Source organism: Enterobacter pseudoroggenkampii, assembly GCF_026420145.1.
In the GTDB taxonomy this organism is placed as follows: domain Bacteria; phylum Pseudomonadota; class Gammaproteobacteria; order Enterobacterales; family Enterobacteriaceae; genus Enterobacter; species Enterobacter pseudoroggenkampii.
Window position 1 is genome coordinate 763,188 of sequence record NZ_JAPMLV010000001.1, and the last position, 15,191, is coordinate 778,378.

The following is a 15,191-nucleotide window of genomic DNA, read 5'->3' on the forward strand; positions in this document are numbered from 1 at the left end:
TTGCTGAAGGCGATTTATATGTTTTTTTAAGCATGATGACCAAAGCAATAATGTCGTAATGGCAGAGGGAAGGCGGTATTCACTGTTTTATTGATATTGGTCATAAACGCCATTCGTAAAATTAAGAAAGAGTGATAAATACATCAAATTTTTGACGTGTGGAGGGGATGTATAATTCAGCACTAATTTTAATTACCCGCTTTCTTGCGTCTTTAAATATTTAATCTGAGGATATAACGATGAGTAAAGGGAAGGTTTGGCTTGTAGGGGCAGGGCCTGGCGATGCATCTTTGATTACGGTAAAAGGTTTGCACTGTATCCGCCATGCGGAGGTGATTGTTCACGATCGCCTGGTAAACCCTGAACTTCTGGCTCAGGCTCCGGCAGGCTGTCTGATTATTGATGTCGGTAAAACCCCAAGCCATCATCCGGTGCCTCAGGAACAAATCAATGCCCTGCTGGTCAAGCATGCCGGGGAAGGGCGCCAGGTGGTGCGCCTGAAAGGCGGGGACCCCTACGTTTTTGGCCGCGGGGGCGAAGAGGCCGAGCAGCTGGCGAAAGCCGGCCTGACGTTCGAAATTGTGCCGGGGATCAGTTCCGCGATTGGCGGACTGGCCTATGCCGGGATCCCGGTCACGCACCGTCATTACGCCTCCAGCTTTCATATTGTGACCGGTCATATGTGCCAGGGGAACGACCCGCAAAACTGGCATGCCCTGGCGCAAATCAACGGAACGCTGATCGTTCTGATGGGAATGACGCGGCTGACGGAAATCTGCCAGCAGCTCATCGAGGGAGGCATGTCCGCTGAAACGCCGGTAGCGGTGGTGATGTATGCCAGCCAGTCTCGTCAGCAGATCGCCAAAGGTACGCTGACCGATATCCACCTCGAGGTTGAACGTCAAAAACTGCATGCTCCGGCGCTTATCGTCATTGGTGAGGTGGTCAGCCTGCAGGAGATACTGGCGTTTACCGCATCACATATCGCGCTGAATCAGATTGTTGTCTGATGTTATCCTGACATTTTCGAAATGGACGAGTGAAACGAATGAGTGAGCATGGTGGTAACGTTCTGGAAGCGGGGCTGCAGTTGGGGATCGATCCCGAGCTGCTGGTGGACTTTAGCGCGAACATCAATCCGTTAGGGCTGCCCGATCGCGTCAGGTCGCTCATTGTGTCCCACCTGGATATCATCATGCAGTACCCGGACGTTGAATACCGCCATCTTCATCAGGCGCTGGCCACCGCCAGCCGGTGTGACTATGACCAGACGATTGCCGGGAATGGCGAAACGGAGCTGATCTATGGCCTGGTGCGAACGCTTGCCCCTCGCCGGGCGATGCTGCTGGTACCGGGCTTCGCCGAATATCGCCGGGCATTACAGCAGCAGGGTTGCGAGATAATTGACTATGCGCTGAGTGAGCAGAACGGGTTCCAGGTGGATGTTTCCATACTGGACGCCGTTCGCGCGCACAGGCCCGATTGCCTGTTTATCGCGACGCCAAACAACCCTACCGGACTCATGCCTGATGCCGGTCTTCTCGACCGGCTGGCCTCACTGTGCGAATCGCTGCAGATTGCGCTGATTGTGGATGAGGCGTTCATCGATTTTCTGCCGCAGGGCTCCACGCTGGCGCCGCGGCTGGCGGAGTCACGCTATCTTTACCTGCTGCGATCCCTGACCAAGTTTTTTGCTATTCCCGGGCTGCGTCTTGGGTATCTGCTGAGCGGCAATACGCAAACCATTCACCAGCTGAAACGCACCCGTGAGCCCTGGTCCGTGAATGCCTTCTCGGCGCTTGTGGGGCAATATTTGCTGTCGGATGAGGACTATATTGCTCGCAGCCACGCCTTTATCGCCCGGGAGCGGGATTTCCTGTGGCAGGCGATGGCGCGCTTTTCATCGCTGGCGGTCTGGAAGCCGCAGGCCAACTTTATTTTCTTCCGCTGTCTGCGTCCGGGTTTCGACCTGAAGGCGGCGCTGCTCGGCCATCACATCCTTATCCGCCACTGCGAAAACTATCCAGGGCTCGATCGCGACTACTACCGGATTGCCGTGCGTACCGAGGCGGAGAACCGCCGGTTTATTGCCGCGCTGACTCACGTTTTACAAGGCTAAGGCGATGGACTATTTCCCGATTTTTTGCAACCTGAAGGGGAAACGCTGCCTGATCGTCGGTGGCGGGCAGGTGGCGACGCATAAGGCGAAGGGGCTGCTGGCGGCCGGGGCGGTGCTGCATCTGGTTGCGCCCACCCTGACGCCGGAACTCGCCAGCCTGCACGCGAGCGGTGACATCGAGTGGTTTCCGGCGACGTTTTCGCCGCAGTATCTGCAGTCGTGCTGGCTGGTCATTGCCGCGACCAGCGATCCGCAGGTGAATCGTCAGGTCGCCGCGGCCGCCAGCGCGGAGCGTATCTTTTGCAATGTCACGGACGACCCTTCTGCTGCCACCTTTATCTCACCGGCCATAATCGACCATTCGCCGGTCATTATTGCGCTGAGCTGCGGGGGCAACGCGCCGGTGTACAGCAAGATCCTCAAAGCGCATGTCGCAGCCCACCTTCCTCCGGGCATGCGGGAAAGCGTGCGGCTGGCGGGGACGCTGCGTGAACGGATTAATCGCGCATGCGGTGACCGGGAGCGCAAGCGTGCATTTTGGGCCGCGTTCTTCCGGCATGCTCCGCTGCAGCAGGCTTTAGCGCAGGAGCACGAGCAAGAGGTCAGGCAGCAGGTCGAGTGGCTCATTCAGCACAGGCTGCTATCAGAGTAGCGTCACGCCGCCTTTTACCATCCGCAGCAGGTGTTGTTCAGGCCAGTGGCGGGTGAGCTGTTTTTTTACCAGCAGCCATTTCACATAATCGACATCGTCTTTATTTCTGTCCAGCATCAGACCCACGACGCTACCGCTGTGCGCCACGTTCACCCCGTAAATACCGCACTCCTCCACCAGTGAGAGCAGTGCGTCAAAATCCGGTTTAGGCAACAGCGTCTGGCTGGCGATGGCGCTGAGGGTGGCCGCTTCGCCCATCCGATAAGGGTTTTGCGTTATGCAGGACTCCTGGACTTTTCCCCACGCGCGTTCCAGCGCTGGCGCACCGGCCAGTAGCCCCGCCTGACGCGGGATGCGGTGGTAATCTGCCGTACGCAGCGTTTGCGGACTTTCCAGAACGAGCAGGTCGAGAGCGGGCTGGGCGTGGCAGGCGATCTGCGTGGAAGCGTCGTTATGGTCGAAAAGGGTCAACTGGCGAAACACGGTGCTGTCGGTGGGTTCGAGCGAAACGCAAAGCGTTGCCAGCGTGCTTTCGTCGAGCTGACGCCCCAGATGGTGGGCGGTGGCGACGGCGGTGGCGGCGATATCCGCGGTGCTGCTGGCCATCCCTTTGGCAACCGGGATGGTCGAGTGCACGTCAATGCGGATATCCTGGCTTAGCTGCGCCGGATAATGCCAGTGCTGCAACAATCGCTCGACCATCGCGCGCGAAAGCGGGCGTTCATCCGCCACGGGTGAGCCGTGGCTCACCTCAACGGTGCTGTACCATTCGACAGGGCAGGAGACCAGCTTCTCACTGCCCAAAATCCAGCCCTGGATAAGCTCACCGCACGACGCGGGGCACTGCGCAACAGCCACGTTTCCACCTTACTGGTCAGAAATTTCTGGAGCATAGTGTCATGAGGATATTCCTCTTACCTTGATATACCGCAAATTCCGACCTGGATAGTCTCCATATTATTTTGCGATCCTGCTGAACGCGTAATGCATCAATGAAATCACACTGACTTACGTTGAACAGCAATATTATGTTTTTACCGGGCTTTAATATCCTGATGAATTTTGATCACAATAAAATGAAAAAATATCAAGTAGTGCAATAACTTGTCATAGAACAATAAATATTGAGATTTTAAGCGTGATTATCTTTGCTTTTTATTTTTTGTGATAAAACGTTGAGTTATTGAGAAAGGTGTCAATTATTCTGGCGCCACGTTTTACTCAGCATGGTTTTCATTTGTGGTTAAGTATTTGCCTAAGGTGAATTGAAGCGCCGCAAATAGCATTGCTGTTTTGAGAACGAACTCTTTCTCATAATGTAAGCCGACAGGTTTTGCCACATTTGTGGCAGGGAAGGGGGTGACAATCCCCCGCAGCCCCCGCTGCTGTGATGCTGACGACCCCGTAATGACCACTGATCGTGAGATTGGGAAGGACGGGCGAGGAGGACGCTAAGCCAGAAGACCTGCCTGTCGGGAACGTTCAACAACTTCGGTGGGAAGTGGGTTGTACTGATGCATCATACAGTCGAAAGACTGGGACGACGTGTATCTATACCTCCCAACCACCCTGGACAGGATCGGGGTCATGGCGGCAAAGCAGTACGCGTTTGTTCTGGCAGGTACCGGAAGCGGTTGTGGTAAAACCACGGTGACGCTTGGCCTGTTGAGTCTGTTAAAACAGCGTGGATTACGCGTCCAGCCGTATAAAGTGGGCCCTGACTATCTTGATACCGGCTGGCATACCAAAGTCAGCGGCGCCTCCTCCCGCAACCTCGACAGCTTCATGCTTCCTGAGCCAATACTCAACGCGCTGTTTTGCGAGCATATGCAGCAGGCGGATATCGCGGTCATTGAAGGCGTGATGGGGCTGTATGACGGCTACGGCACCGATCCGAACTATTGCAGCACCGCCGCGATGGCAAAACAGCTGGGCTGTCCGGTGGTTCTGCTGGTGGACGGCAAGGCGGTATCTACGTCGATTGCCGCGACCGTAATGGGCTTTCAGCGGTTCGACCCTACCCTCAATATTGCCGGGGTGATTGTCAATCGCGTCAACAGCGAATCACATTATCAGCTGCTCAAAACGGCCATTGAGCACTACTGCACGCTACCCGTCCTGGGCTATGTGCCGCACGTTGAGGGCGTCGGTTTGCCCGAGCGCCATCTTGGGTTGGTCACCGCCCGGGAGTCGGCCGCAGACCCGCAGACCTGGCAAAATTTTGCCGCCATTCTCGAACGTACGCTGGATATCGAACAACTTCTCGCGCTCAGCCAGATGGCGTCGCTGCCGCAGGGCGCCTGGCCCGCGCGCCCTGACGGGGACGCCGGGCGCGGGTTAACGCTCGCGATGGCCGATGACGAGGCCTTCAACTTCTATTACCCGGATAACATCACGCTGCTTGAACGTTCCGGGGTCGACATTATCCGCTTTAGCCCGCTGCGCGATAGCCGCTTACCTGACTGCCAGATGGTCTGGCTCGGGGGCGGTTACCCGGAGCTGCATGCGGCACGGCTTGCGGAAAACACCGCGATGCTCGCCAGCCTGCGGGAGGCGCATCGTCGCGGGGTGGCGATCTACGCCGAATGCGGTGGGCTGATGTACCTCGGCAGCACGCTGGAAGATAGCGAGGGGGTTACCCACCGGATGGCCAATATTATCCCCGGCCACAGCAGGATGGGTAAACGGCTGACCCGTTTTGGCTATTGTGAGGCGCAGGCGCGCCAGCCCACGCTGCTGGCCGATAGCGGGGAGGTGCTGCGAGGGCATGAGTTTCACTATTCTGACTTCTCCCCCCAAACCCCTGCGGTACTGGCGTGCCGCAAAGTGCGTGATGGCGTGACGATGCAGGAATGGGCGGGGGGCTGGCAGGTTGGCAACACGTTCGCAAGCTACCTGCACCTCCACTTTGCCCAACGCCCCACGATGCTCAGCCGCTGGCTGACGGCGGCGAGGGGGGCGCTATGACCCTGATGGCATGGTGCGTCGCGTGGCTGCTCGATGTCATCATCGGCGACCCGCAACACTGGCCGCATCCGGTGCGCTGGATAGGCAACCTGATCAATGCGGTGCAGCGGGGTGTACGCCGCTGCTGCCATAGCGACGCGGCGTTACGCATTGGCGGCGGCGTCATGTGGCTGGCCGTCGTGGGGCTGACCTGGGGCATAGCCTGGGGCGTGCTGGCGTTCGGACGGTGGGTGCATCCCTGGCTGGGCTGGGCGATTGAGGTGTGGATGATATTTACCGTGCTGGCCGGGCGCAGTCTGGCAAACGCCGCGCGGGACGTTGAACGCCCGCTGCGGGCAGGCGACCTTGATGAAAGCCGCGAAAAGCTCTCCTGGATAGTGGGGCGCGATACCTCTCAGCTTCAGCCGGAACAGATCAACCGGGCGGTGGTGGAGACCGTCGCGGAGAACACGGTCGACGGCGTTATCGCCCCGCTGTTCTTCCTCCTGCTGGGCGGCGCGCCGCTGGCGATGGCCTATAAGGCGGTGAATACCCTCGATTCAATGGTGGGCTACAAGCATGAAAAATACCGCGCGATCGGCATGGTCAGCGCCCGTATGGATGACGTGGCGAACGCTATCCCCGCGCGCCTGAGCTGGCTCTTACTGAGCGTTGCGGCGTGGCTATGCCGCGAGGATCCCTCCCGCGCGCTGCGCGTCGGCTGGCGCGACCGCTACAACCACAGCAGCCCCAACTGCGCGTGGGCTGAAGCAACGGTTGCCGGTGCGCTGGGCATCCGGCTTGGCGGACCCAACACCTATTTTGGCCAGCGCGTGGAAAAGCCGTGGATCGGCGACGCGCTGCGCCCGATTGCGGTAGACGACATTTCCCGAACGATTCGACTGATGTGGGTTTCCTCCACCCTGGCGCTGGCGCTGTTTATCGCAGCACGCTGGCTGATGGCTGGCGCGGCCTGAGGACAAAAGACAATGCAATACATCCAGCAACCCCAGGCGATTGAAGCCAAAAGTTTCGACATCATTGGCGAAATCATTCGCGAAACGCGGCCGGAGTACCGGTTCGCCAGCCCGCTGCATGAGGCGATCGTCAAGCGGGTGATCCATACCACCGCAGATTTCGACTGGCTGGATATTCTCTGGTTTTCAGATGACGCGCTGGATCAGCTTTGCGCGGCGCTCCGTCGCCCGTCCGTTATCTATACCGATACCACGATGGCGCTCTCCGGGATCAACAAAACGCTGCTGTCCACATTCGGGGGCGAATGCCGCTGCTATATCAGCGACCCGCGGGTGGTGGCGCAGGCAAAGGCCCAGGGAATCACCCGCTCGATGGCGGCCGTGGATATCGCGGTGACGGAAGAGAGCGAGAAGATCTTCGTCTTTGGCAATGCGCCCACGGCGCTGTTTCGCCTGCTTGAGCATGATGTTGCCGTCAGCGGCGTGGTGGGCGTCCCGGTGGGGTTTGTGGGGGCGGCGGAATCGAAAGAGGCGCTGACGCACAGCCATTTGCCCGCGATTGCGGCACTCGGGCGCAAAGGCGGCAGCAATGTGGCGGCGGCGATTGTAAACGCCATGCTCTATTACCTGCAGGGGGCGCGATGAGCGATTCCACTTTCGATTCCCCGGTATGGCATAACGGGAAGGCATTACGTAAAGGCTACACCACCGGCTCCTGTGCGACCGCGGCAGCGAAAGTCGCCGCACTGATGGTGCTGCGCCAGCACCTCATTCATCAGGTCTCCATTGTGACACCCTCCGGCGTCACGCTGTGTCTGAACGTGGAATCGCCGCACATTGAAGGGCAGCAGGCGATTGCGGCCATCCGCAAAGACGGCGGTGATGACGTCGACGCCACCCACGGCATGCTGATTTTCGCCCGTGTGACGCTCAACGACAGCGGCGAGATTACGCTGGCGGGCGGCGAAGGCGTGGGGACCGTGACGCGCAAAGGCATTGGCCTGCCCATCGGCAGCGCGGCGATCAACCGCACGCCGCGTCACACCATTGAGTCCGCCGTGCGCGAGGCGATTGGCCCGACGCGCGGGGCCAACGTGGAAATCTTCGCCCCTGAAGGCGAAGAGCGGGCGCAGAAAACCTACAACTCACGCCTCGGGATCCTGGGCGGTATTTCGATCATCGGCACCACCGGCATTGTCACGCCGATGTCAGAGGAGAGCTGGAAACGCTCGCTTTCTCTGGAGCTGGAGATTAAACGCGCGGCCGGGTTGGAGCGGGTCGTGCTGGTGCCGGGCAATCATGGCGAGCGCTTTGTGCGCGAGCAGATGGGCATTGATCAAGATGTCGTGGTCACCATGAGCAACTTTGTCGGCTACATGATCGAAGAGGCGGTGCGGCTGGGGTTTCGCCAGATAGTGCTGGTCGGCCACCCCGGCAAGCTCATCAAAATTGCCGCCGGGATATTCCACACCCACAGCCATATCGCCGATGCGCGCATGGAAACGCTGGTGGCGCATCTGGCACTGCTCGGTGCGCCGCTGGAATTACTCACCGTCGTCAGCGAATGCGATACCACCGAAGCGGCGATGGAACATATCGACACCTGGGGTTTTCAGGCGCTTTACAGCCATCTCGCCGAACGGATCTGCCTGCGCGTAATGCAGATGCTGCGCTTTACCAAAAATCCGCCGACCTGTGACGCCATTCTGTTTTCCTTTGATAACCAGGTGCTGGGCAGCAACCGCCCGGTCGAGGCGATTGCCTGGGCGCTGCAATGTTAACGGTCGTAGGAATGGGGCCTGCGGGGTTGCGCCTGATGACGCCCGCCGCGCGTGAAGCGATCGATCGCGCCGATGCGCTGGTCGGCGGAAAACGCCATCTGCTGCAGTTCCCGGCGTTTTGCGGCGAGACGTTTGTCCTGGGGGCCAACATTCCGGCGCTGCTTGCCTGGGTTGAGGCGCGTCAGGAGAAAAAGGTGGTGATTGTGGCCTCCGGCGATCCGCTCTTTTACGGCATCGGATCGCGGATGGTGGCGCATTTCGGTATGGCGCGCGTGCGCATTATTCCCGGTATCAGCGCGGTGCAGTACCTGTGCGCGCAGGCGGGCATTGATATGAATGAGATGTGGCTCACCAGCAGCCATGGCCGCAACGTGAACGTTGACGAGCTGGCACGGCATCGCAAAGTGGCGATGGTCACCGATAGCCAGTATGGGCCGAAAGAGATTGCCGCGCAGCTGGTGGCGCGCGGGAAGGGCCATCGCTGGATGGTGATTGGTGAAAACCTGGCGATGGAAAATGAACGGATCCACTGGCTGCCCGTCAGTGAGGTCAGTGCCGACTATGAGATGAATGCGGTGGTGATCCTCGATGAAAGATGAACTGTTTCTGCGCGGCGAAACGGTGCCGATGACCAAAGAGGCGGTACGCGCGCTGGCCCTCACGAAGCTCGAGCTGCATCGCGCCAGCCACCTGATTGACGTCGGTGCGGGAACCGGGAGCGTGTCGATAGAGGCGGCGCTGCTGTTTCCCTCGCTGCACGTGACGGCCATAGAGCGTAACCCTGCGGCTCTGCAGCTGCTTGCGGAAAATCGCCAGCATTTTGCCTGTCGCAATATCGCGATTTTGCCGGGCGTTGCGCCCTTACCCGTGGCGGATAAGGCCGATGCGGTCTTTATGGGCGGTAGCGGCGGCCATCTGACCTCGCTTATCGACTGGTCCCTGCGCCAGCTACATCCAGGCGGACGTCTGGTGATGACGTTTATCCTGCAGGAAAACCTCACTACTGCGCTGGCCCATCTGCAGCAGATCGGCGTCCAGAACATTGATTGCCTGCAAATGCAGGTCTCCGCGCTGACCCCGCTCGGCAGCGGTCACTATTTCAAACCGAATAATCCCGTTTTTGTTATCGCCTGTCAGAAGGAAGAACACCATGTCTGAGACGTTTGATTCCCGTTGCGTGTGGTTTGTCGGTGCCGGTCCCGGTGACCGTGAGCTCATCACGCTCAAGGGCTACCGGCTGCTGCAGCAGGCGCAGGTGGTTATCTATGCCGGTTCGCTGATCAATACCGAGCTGCTGGCGTATTGCCCGCAGGGAGCCGAATGCCACGACAGCGCGGAACTCCATTTAGAACAGATAATCGACCTGATGGCGGCGGGCGTGAAGGCCGGAAAAACGGTGGTACGTTTGCAGACCGGCGATGTCTCGCTCTACGGCTCCGTTCGTGAGCAGGGCGAAGAGCTGACCAAACGCGGCATTGCCTGGCAGGTGGTGCCCGGCGTCAGCGCTTTCCTCGGCGCCGCGGCGGAGCTTGGGGTGGAATACACCGTCCCTGAAGTCTCGCAGAGCCTGATTATTACCCGCCTCGAAGGCCGCACGCCGGTGCCGGAACGTGAACAGCTGGAGTCATTTGCCAGCCATCAGACCTCCATGGCGATTTATCTCTCGGTCCAGCGTATTCACCGGGTGGCGGAACGCCTGATTGAAGGCGGTTATCCGGCCACCACGCCCGTTGCCGTCATTTATAAAGCGACCTGGCCGGAAAGCCACACCGTACGCGGCACGCTGGCGGATATCGCCGACAAAGTACGCGAGGCGGGGATCCGCAAAACGGCGCTCATTCTGGTCGGGAAGTTCCTGGGCGAGGAGTATCACTACTCAAAACTCTATGCCGCGGATTTTAGCCATGAATACCGTAAAGCCTGAGCCCATCGCGCTGTTTTGCCTGACGCCGGGCGGCGTGCGGCTGGCGAAGCGTCTGGCGGCAATGTTGCCGGTCACCTGCTTTACCAGCGAGGCCCTGCGGGAAGAGGGCTTTATCTCCTTCGACGGCGGCTTTGCCCCGGCGGTGCGCGAGGCGTTCACGCGCTACCCGGCGCTGATTTTTATCGGCGCCACCGGCATTGCGGTGCGCGTTCTGGCGCCACTCATCCACGACAAGCTGAGCGACCCGGCGGTGGTGGTGATCGACGAGCGTGGGCAGCACGTGATTAGCCTGCTTTCCGGCCATGCTGGCGGGGCGAATGCGCTGACCCGCTATCTGGCGGAAATGCTGGGGGCGGATCCGGTGATTACCACCGCCACGGACGTCAACGAGATGGCCGCGCTGGATACCCTTGCCTTCCAGCTGAATGCCCGAATGCGCGATTTCCGAACGACGGTGAAAATCGTCAACCAGATGCTGGTGAGCCATCAGCGGGTAGGGCTGTGGTGGGATGCGGAACTCGACGACGACGTCAGCCGGTGCGATCGGCGCGGGTTTATCACCGTGAGCGACCTGCAGCACCTCCCGGAAATGGATGCGCTGGTGTGCATTACGCTGCGCAACACGCTGCCGGAACTGCCGTTACCGCACTGGACGCTGGTTCCCCAGCGGGTCGTGGCGGGCATCGGCTGTCGACGCGACACGCCGTATCCGCTGCTGGCGACCCTGTTGATGCGCCAGCTTGCGGCGCAGCAGTTCGATCCGCTGGCGCTGAAAGCGATTGGCAGCGTCTCCCTTAAAAAAGACGAAGCGGGCCTGCTTCAGCTTGCCGCCTGCTGGGGTGTGCCGTTTGAAACCTTTACCGCTGACGCGCTGCGTGAGCACGAACACCGCTTTCCAGCTTCACCGTTTGTACGCCAGACGGTTGGGGTGGGGAGCGTCTCGGGACCGGCAGCGTGGCTGCTGAGCCATGGGCAACTACAAGGAGAAACCCTGCGCGAACAGGGCGTCACTATCACTTTGGGAGTTTCACACTGATGTTAACCGTAATTGGAATCGGCCCGGGCTCGCAGGCCATGATGACCATGGAAGCCGTAGACGCGCTGCAGGCGGCAGAAATCATCGTTGGCTACAAAACCTATACCCATCTGGTGAAGGCCTTCACCGGCGACAAACAGGTGATCAAAACCGGGATGTGCAAAGAGATTGAACGCTGTCAGGCGGCGATCGAGCTGGCGCAGGCCGGGCATAACGTCGCGCTTATCAGCAGCGGCGACGCCGGTATTTATGGCATGGCGGGGCTGGTGCTGGAACTGGTCAGCAAACAGAAGCTGGACGTTGAGGTTCGCCTGATCCCCGGGATGACGGCCAGTATTGCCGCCGCGTCTCTGCTTGGCGCGCCGCTGATGCACGATTTTTGCCACATCAGCTTAAGCGATCTGCTGACGCCGTGGCCGGTCATTGAAAAACGCATTGTTGCTGCGGGAGAAGCGGACTTCGTCATCTGTTTCTATAACCCGCGCAGCCGGGGTCGCGAGGGCCATCTGGCACGGGCGTTTGAGCTGCTGTCCGCCAGCAAAAGCCCGCAAACGCCGGTAGGGGTAGTGAAGTCTGCCGGGCGCAAAAAGCAGGAGAAGTGGCTGACCACGCTGGGCGACATGGACTTTGAGCCGGTCGATATGACAAGCCTGGTGATCGTCGGAAATAAGGCCACTTACGTTCAGGAGGGGCTGATGATCACACCCCGGGGCTATGTGCTGTGAACTATGGCGACGTGCTGGTCATGGGCGGCACCAGCGATGCCCGCGCGATCTGCCAGCAGCTGGATGCGGCCGGCGTGGCCTACACCCTGTCGGTGGCGACGGCCACCGGGCAGCGGCTGGCGGGCGACATTAATGGCCGGGTGCGCTGTGGCCGCCTGGAGCCGCAGCAGATGGTTGACTGGCTTGCGCAAAACAGGACCCGCTGGGTGATTGACGCATCGCATCCCTACGCTGAGGTGGTCAGCCGCAACATCCTGGCGGCCTGTGAAACGGTGGGCGTGTTGCTTAGCCGCTATCAGCGCCCCGAACAGCTCAGCGAGCTGACGCATCCGCTGCTCTACAGCGTGCCGGGCATAGAAGAGGCCTGCGACATCGCGCGGCGGCTGGGCGAACGCGTGCTGTTGACCACCGGCAGTAAAGATCTGGCGCGCTGGCGCGCCGGGCTGCCGGAGAAAACGCTGCTGGCCCGGGTGCTGCCGGTGCCCGAGGTCCTTGAGCAATGCGCCGGGCTTGGCTTTGGCGTTACCGAGATCTTCGCGATGTGCGGGCCATTCAGCGCTGAGTTTAACGCGGCGTTTTATCGCCAGTGCCGGGCTGACGTGATGATCACCAAAGCGTCCGGTGCGGAAGGCGGCTATCGGGAAAAGGTTCAACCCTGTCTGGATGCGGGCATCCCCTGCATCGTGATTACACGCCCGGCGCCGCTGGTGACGGGAGACGAGTTACTGGAAAGTCAGGCCGCATTCGCCGGGCGCTTAGCCCGCTGGCTGGCCGCTGCTTAAGGAGTTAGAGATGAAAAAGGCGCTTCTGGTGGTCAGCTTTGGTACCAGCTACCACGATACCTGCGAGAAAAACATTGTGGCCTGCGAGCGTGCGCTGGCGGAAAGCTGCCCTGACCGCGAGCTGTTTCGGGCATTCACCTCCGGGATGATCATTCGCAAGCTCAAACAGCGTGACGGCATTGAGATCGATACGCCGCTGCAGGCGCTGAAAAAGCTTGCGGCTCAGGGATATCAGGACGTGGCGATCCAGTCCCTGCACATCATCAACGGCGATGAGTACGAGAAAATCGTCCGTGAAGTGCAGAGCCTGCGCCCGCTGTTTACCCGCCTGACGCTGGGGGTACCGCTGCTGAGCAGCCACGACGATTACGCGCAGCTGATGTGCGCCTTGCAACAGCAGATGCCGACGCTTGGGGCCACGGAAAAAGTGGTATTTATGGGCCACGGCGCCAGCCATCACGCCTTTGCGGCCTATGCCTGTCTCGACCACATGATGATGGCCCAGGGCTTCCCGGCCCGCGTCGGCGCGGTGGAGAGCTATCCGGAAGTCGACATCCTGATTGAGAGCCTTGGTAAAGAAGGGGTCACCGCCGTGCATCTGATGCCGCTGATGCTGGTGGCGGGCGATCACGCCATTAACGATATGGCCTCTGATGACGAGGACTCCTGGAAGACGCTGTTTAACGCTGCCGGGGTCCCGGCAACGCCGTGGCTGAGCGGGCTGGGCGAAAACCCGGCGGTGCGCGCGATGTTCGTCGCCCATTTACAGCAGGCGCTGAGCGTGGCGATGGAGGAGGCAGCATGAGCGGCAAACTGTACGCCCTCAGTACCGGGCCGGGCGCGTCTGACCTTATCACCGTGCGCGCCTCACGGATCCTCGGTTCGCTGGATATTCTCTACGCCCCGGCGGGACGAAAAGGGGGCGACAGTCTGGCGCTTTCTATCGTTCGTGAATATGTCGGTGAGCAGACTGAAATCCGCTGCTGCCACTTTCCCATGAGCGCCGACAGCGCTGAAAAGGAGGCGGTGTGGGATGCGGTGGCCGACGCGTTAGTAACGGAGGTGAACGACGGAAAACAGGTTGGCTTTATCACCCTGGGCGACGCCATGCTGTTCAGTACCTGGGTGTTCTTACTTCAGCGCATCGGCAGCCCGGACTGGCTGGAAATTGTGCCCGGCGTGACGTCGTTTGCCGCGATTTCCGCGCGGTCCAAAACGCCGCTGGCGATGGAACAGCAGTCGCTGGCGGTGATCGCATGCACCGCGCCGGAAGCGGAGATTGCGCAGGCGCTGCAGCAGCACGACAGCCTGGTGCTGATGAAGGTCTATGGCCGGTTTGCGCGCATCAAAGCGCTGCTGACGCAGGCCGGGCTGCTGAACTGCGCGCTGATGATGTCAGAAGCCACGCTCCCCGGCGAGCAGTGCTGGCGGCATCTGGATGAGGTTGCTGACGACCAGCCGTTACCCTATTTCTCGACCATTCTGGTCAACAAACAGTGGGAGTATGCGCAATGAAACTCGAACAACAGCTTAAACAGCTGTCATTAAGTGGCCTGGCGGCGGCGCTATTGCTGATGGTGGTGCCGGAGCAGGCGTTCGCGATGCACATCATGGAAGGCTTTTTACCGCCCATGTGGGCGCTGGCGTGGTGGCTGATCTTCTTGCCGTGTCTGTGGTATGGACTGGTGCGCCTGCGCCGTATCGTGCAGGAGGATAGCCACCAGAAAGTCCTGCTGGCGCTGTGCGGGGCGTTTATTTTCGTGCTGTCGGCGCTGAAGATCCCCTCGGTGACCGGCAGTTGCTCGCATCCGACCGGCGTGGGGCTCGCCGTGATTCTGTTCGGGCCGGGCGTCGTCGCCATTCTCGGCGCCATCGTGCTGCTGTTTCAGGCGCTGCTGCTGGCGCACGGCGGGTTAACCACGCTTGGCGCGAACGGCATGTCGATGGCGGTGATTGGGCCGGTTGTCGGGTACATGGTGTGGAAAATGGCCTGCCGTGCCGGGCTCCGTCGTGACGTTGGGGTATTTTTGTGCGCGATGCTGGCGGATCTGGTGACCTATTTTGTCACCTCAGTCCAGCTTGGCGCGGCGTTCCCGGACCCGGCGACGGGTGCCGCGGGCTCGATTGTGAAATTCATGGGCATTTTCTGCCTGACGCAGATCCCCATCGCCATCGCGGAGGGACTGTTAACCGTCATGATTTATGACCAGTTGACCAAACGTCAGCTGATTACCGCACAAGGACACTGA

17 protein-coding genes and 1 riboswitch are annotated in these 15,191 nt (G+C 60.0%); of the genes, 16 read left to right on the forward strand and 1 reads right to left on the reverse strand.

Features of this window, described 5'->3' with window-relative positions; genetic code table 11:
- The first annotated feature begins 239 nt into the window (after nt 1-239).
- From cobA to OTG14_RS03635, 3 genes are read left to right on the forward strand one after another with little or no spacing between them, the layout of a single operon-like run.
- The gene (cobA, locus tag OTG14_RS03625) at nt 240-1,010 is read left to right on the forward strand and encodes a uroporphyrinogen-III C-methyltransferase (protein WP_267214590.1); all 771 of its coding nucleotides are present in this window, start codon (nt 240-242) and stop codon (nt 1,008-1,010) included.
- Nucleotides 1,011-1,048: 38 nt separating this feature from the next.
- Nucleotides 1,049-2,119, forward strand: a complete 1,071-nt coding sequence (gene cobD, locus OTG14_RS03630; protein ID WP_267214591.1) for a threonine-phosphate decarboxylase CobD — start codon at nt 1,049-1,051, stop codon at nt 2,117-2,119.
- Nucleotides 2,120-2,123: 4 nt separating this feature from the next.
- A complete protein-coding gene (locus OTG14_RS03635) occupies nt 2,124-2,771 on the forward strand; it encodes a precorrin-2 dehydrogenase/sirohydrochlorin ferrochelatase family protein (protein ID WP_248273056.1) in 648 nt (215 codons plus the stop codon).
- Here OTG14_RS03635 and OTG14_RS03640 read toward each other — a convergent pair.
- On the reverse strand, nt 2,763-3,629 hold the full coding sequence (locus OTG14_RS03640; RefSeq protein WP_267214592.1) for an L-threonine kinase: 867 nt from the start codon (nt 3,627-3,629) through the stop codon (nt 2,763-2,765). The two genes, OTG14_RS03635 and OTG14_RS03640, sit on opposite strands and share 9 nt — an antisense overlap.
- 453 nt (nt 3,630-4,082) lie before the next feature.
- A riboswitch (cobalamin riboswitch) is annotated at nt 4,083-4,258 on the forward strand.
- A 100-nt stretch (nt 4,259-4,358) separates the two neighbouring features.
- Here OTG14_RS03640 and OTG14_RS03645 point away from each other — a divergent pair.
- From OTG14_RS03645 to cbiM, 13 genes are read left to right on the forward strand one after another with little or no spacing between them, the layout of a single operon-like run.
- Nucleotides 4,359-5,738, forward strand: coding sequence for a cobyrinic acid a,c-diamide synthase CobB (locus tag OTG14_RS03645; RefSeq protein WP_267214593.1), 1,380 nt, complete (start codon nt 4,359-4,361; stop codon nt 5,736-5,738).
- Complete coding sequence (gene cbiB, locus OTG14_RS03650; RefSeq protein WP_148768688.1) at nt 5,735-6,694, forward strand: adenosylcobinamide-phosphate synthase CbiB; 960 nt, start codon at nt 5,735-5,737, stop codon at nt 6,692-6,694. Before OTG14_RS03645 ends, cbiB begins: the two co-directional genes overlap by 4 nt.
- A gap of 12 nt (nt 6,695-6,706) precedes the next feature.
- Nucleotides 6,707-7,339: a cobalt-precorrin-8 methylmutase gene (locus OTG14_RS03655; RefSeq protein WP_090417459.1), complete on the forward strand. Its 633-nt coding sequence runs from the start codon at nt 6,707-6,709 to the stop codon at nt 7,337-7,339.
- Entirely contained in the window at nt 7,336-8,475 is a 1,140-nt protein-coding gene (cbiD, locus tag OTG14_RS03660; protein WP_267214594.1) for a cobalt-precorrin-5B (C(1))-methyltransferase CbiD, read from the forward strand. Before OTG14_RS03655 ends, cbiD begins: the two co-directional genes overlap by 4 nt.
- Entirely contained in the window at nt 8,469-9,074 is a 606-nt protein-coding gene (locus OTG14_RS03665; RefSeq protein WP_024907723.1) for a cobalt-precorrin-7 (C(5))-methyltransferase, read from the forward strand. The genes cbiD and OTG14_RS03665 overlap by 7 nt, the downstream gene beginning before the upstream one ends.
- Nucleotides 9,064-9,633 (forward strand): decarboxylating cobalt-precorrin-6B (C(15))-methyltransferase, encoded by a 570-nt coding sequence (locus OTG14_RS03670; protein ID WP_024907722.1) that lies wholly within the window; start codon nt 9,064-9,066, stop codon nt 9,631-9,633. Before OTG14_RS03665 ends, OTG14_RS03670 begins: the two co-directional genes overlap by 11 nt.
- Nucleotides 9,626-10,399 (forward strand): cobalt-precorrin-4 methyltransferase, encoded by a 774-nt coding sequence (locus OTG14_RS03675; protein ID WP_024907721.1) that lies wholly within the window; start codon nt 9,626-9,628, stop codon nt 10,397-10,399. Before OTG14_RS03670 ends, OTG14_RS03675 begins: the two co-directional genes overlap by 8 nt.
- Nucleotides 10,380-11,435 carry a cobalt-precorrin 5A hydrolase gene (gene cbiG, locus OTG14_RS03680; RefSeq protein ID WP_267214595.1) on the forward strand — a complete coding sequence of 352 codons (1,056 nt, stop codon included), beginning with the start codon at nt 10,380-10,382 and terminating at the stop codon, nt 11,433-11,435. The genes OTG14_RS03675 and cbiG overlap by 20 nt, the downstream gene beginning before the upstream one ends.
- On the forward strand, nt 11,435-12,160 hold the full coding sequence (locus OTG14_RS03685) for a precorrin-3B C(17)-methyltransferase (RefSeq protein ID WP_024908221.1): 726 nt from the start codon (nt 11,435-11,437) through the stop codon (nt 12,158-12,160). The genes cbiG and OTG14_RS03685 overlap by 1 nt, the downstream gene beginning before the upstream one ends.
- Nucleotides 12,157-12,942 (forward strand): cobalt-precorrin-6A reductase, encoded by a 786-nt coding sequence (locus OTG14_RS03690; RefSeq protein WP_048989906.1) that lies wholly within the window; start codon nt 12,157-12,159, stop codon nt 12,940-12,942. The genes OTG14_RS03685 and OTG14_RS03690 overlap by 4 nt, the downstream gene beginning before the upstream one ends.
- Nucleotides 12,943-12,952: 10 nt before the next feature.
- On the forward strand, nt 12,953-13,747 hold the full coding sequence (gene cbiK, locus OTG14_RS03695; protein ID WP_267214596.1) for a sirohydrochlorin cobaltochelatase: 795 nt from the start codon (nt 12,953-12,955) through the stop codon (nt 13,745-13,747).
- Nucleotides 13,744-14,457 carry a cobalt-factor II C(20)-methyltransferase gene (locus OTG14_RS03700; RefSeq protein ID WP_267214597.1) on the forward strand — a complete coding sequence of 238 codons (714 nt, stop codon included), beginning with the start codon at nt 13,744-13,746 and terminating at the stop codon, nt 14,455-14,457. The genes cbiK and OTG14_RS03700 overlap by 4 nt, the downstream gene beginning before the upstream one ends.
- A complete protein-coding gene (cbiM, locus tag OTG14_RS03705) occupies nt 14,454-15,191 on the forward strand; it encodes a cobalt ECF transporter S component CbiM (RefSeq protein ID WP_048989904.1) in 738 nt (245 codons plus the stop codon). Before OTG14_RS03700 ends, cbiM begins: the two co-directional genes overlap by 4 nt.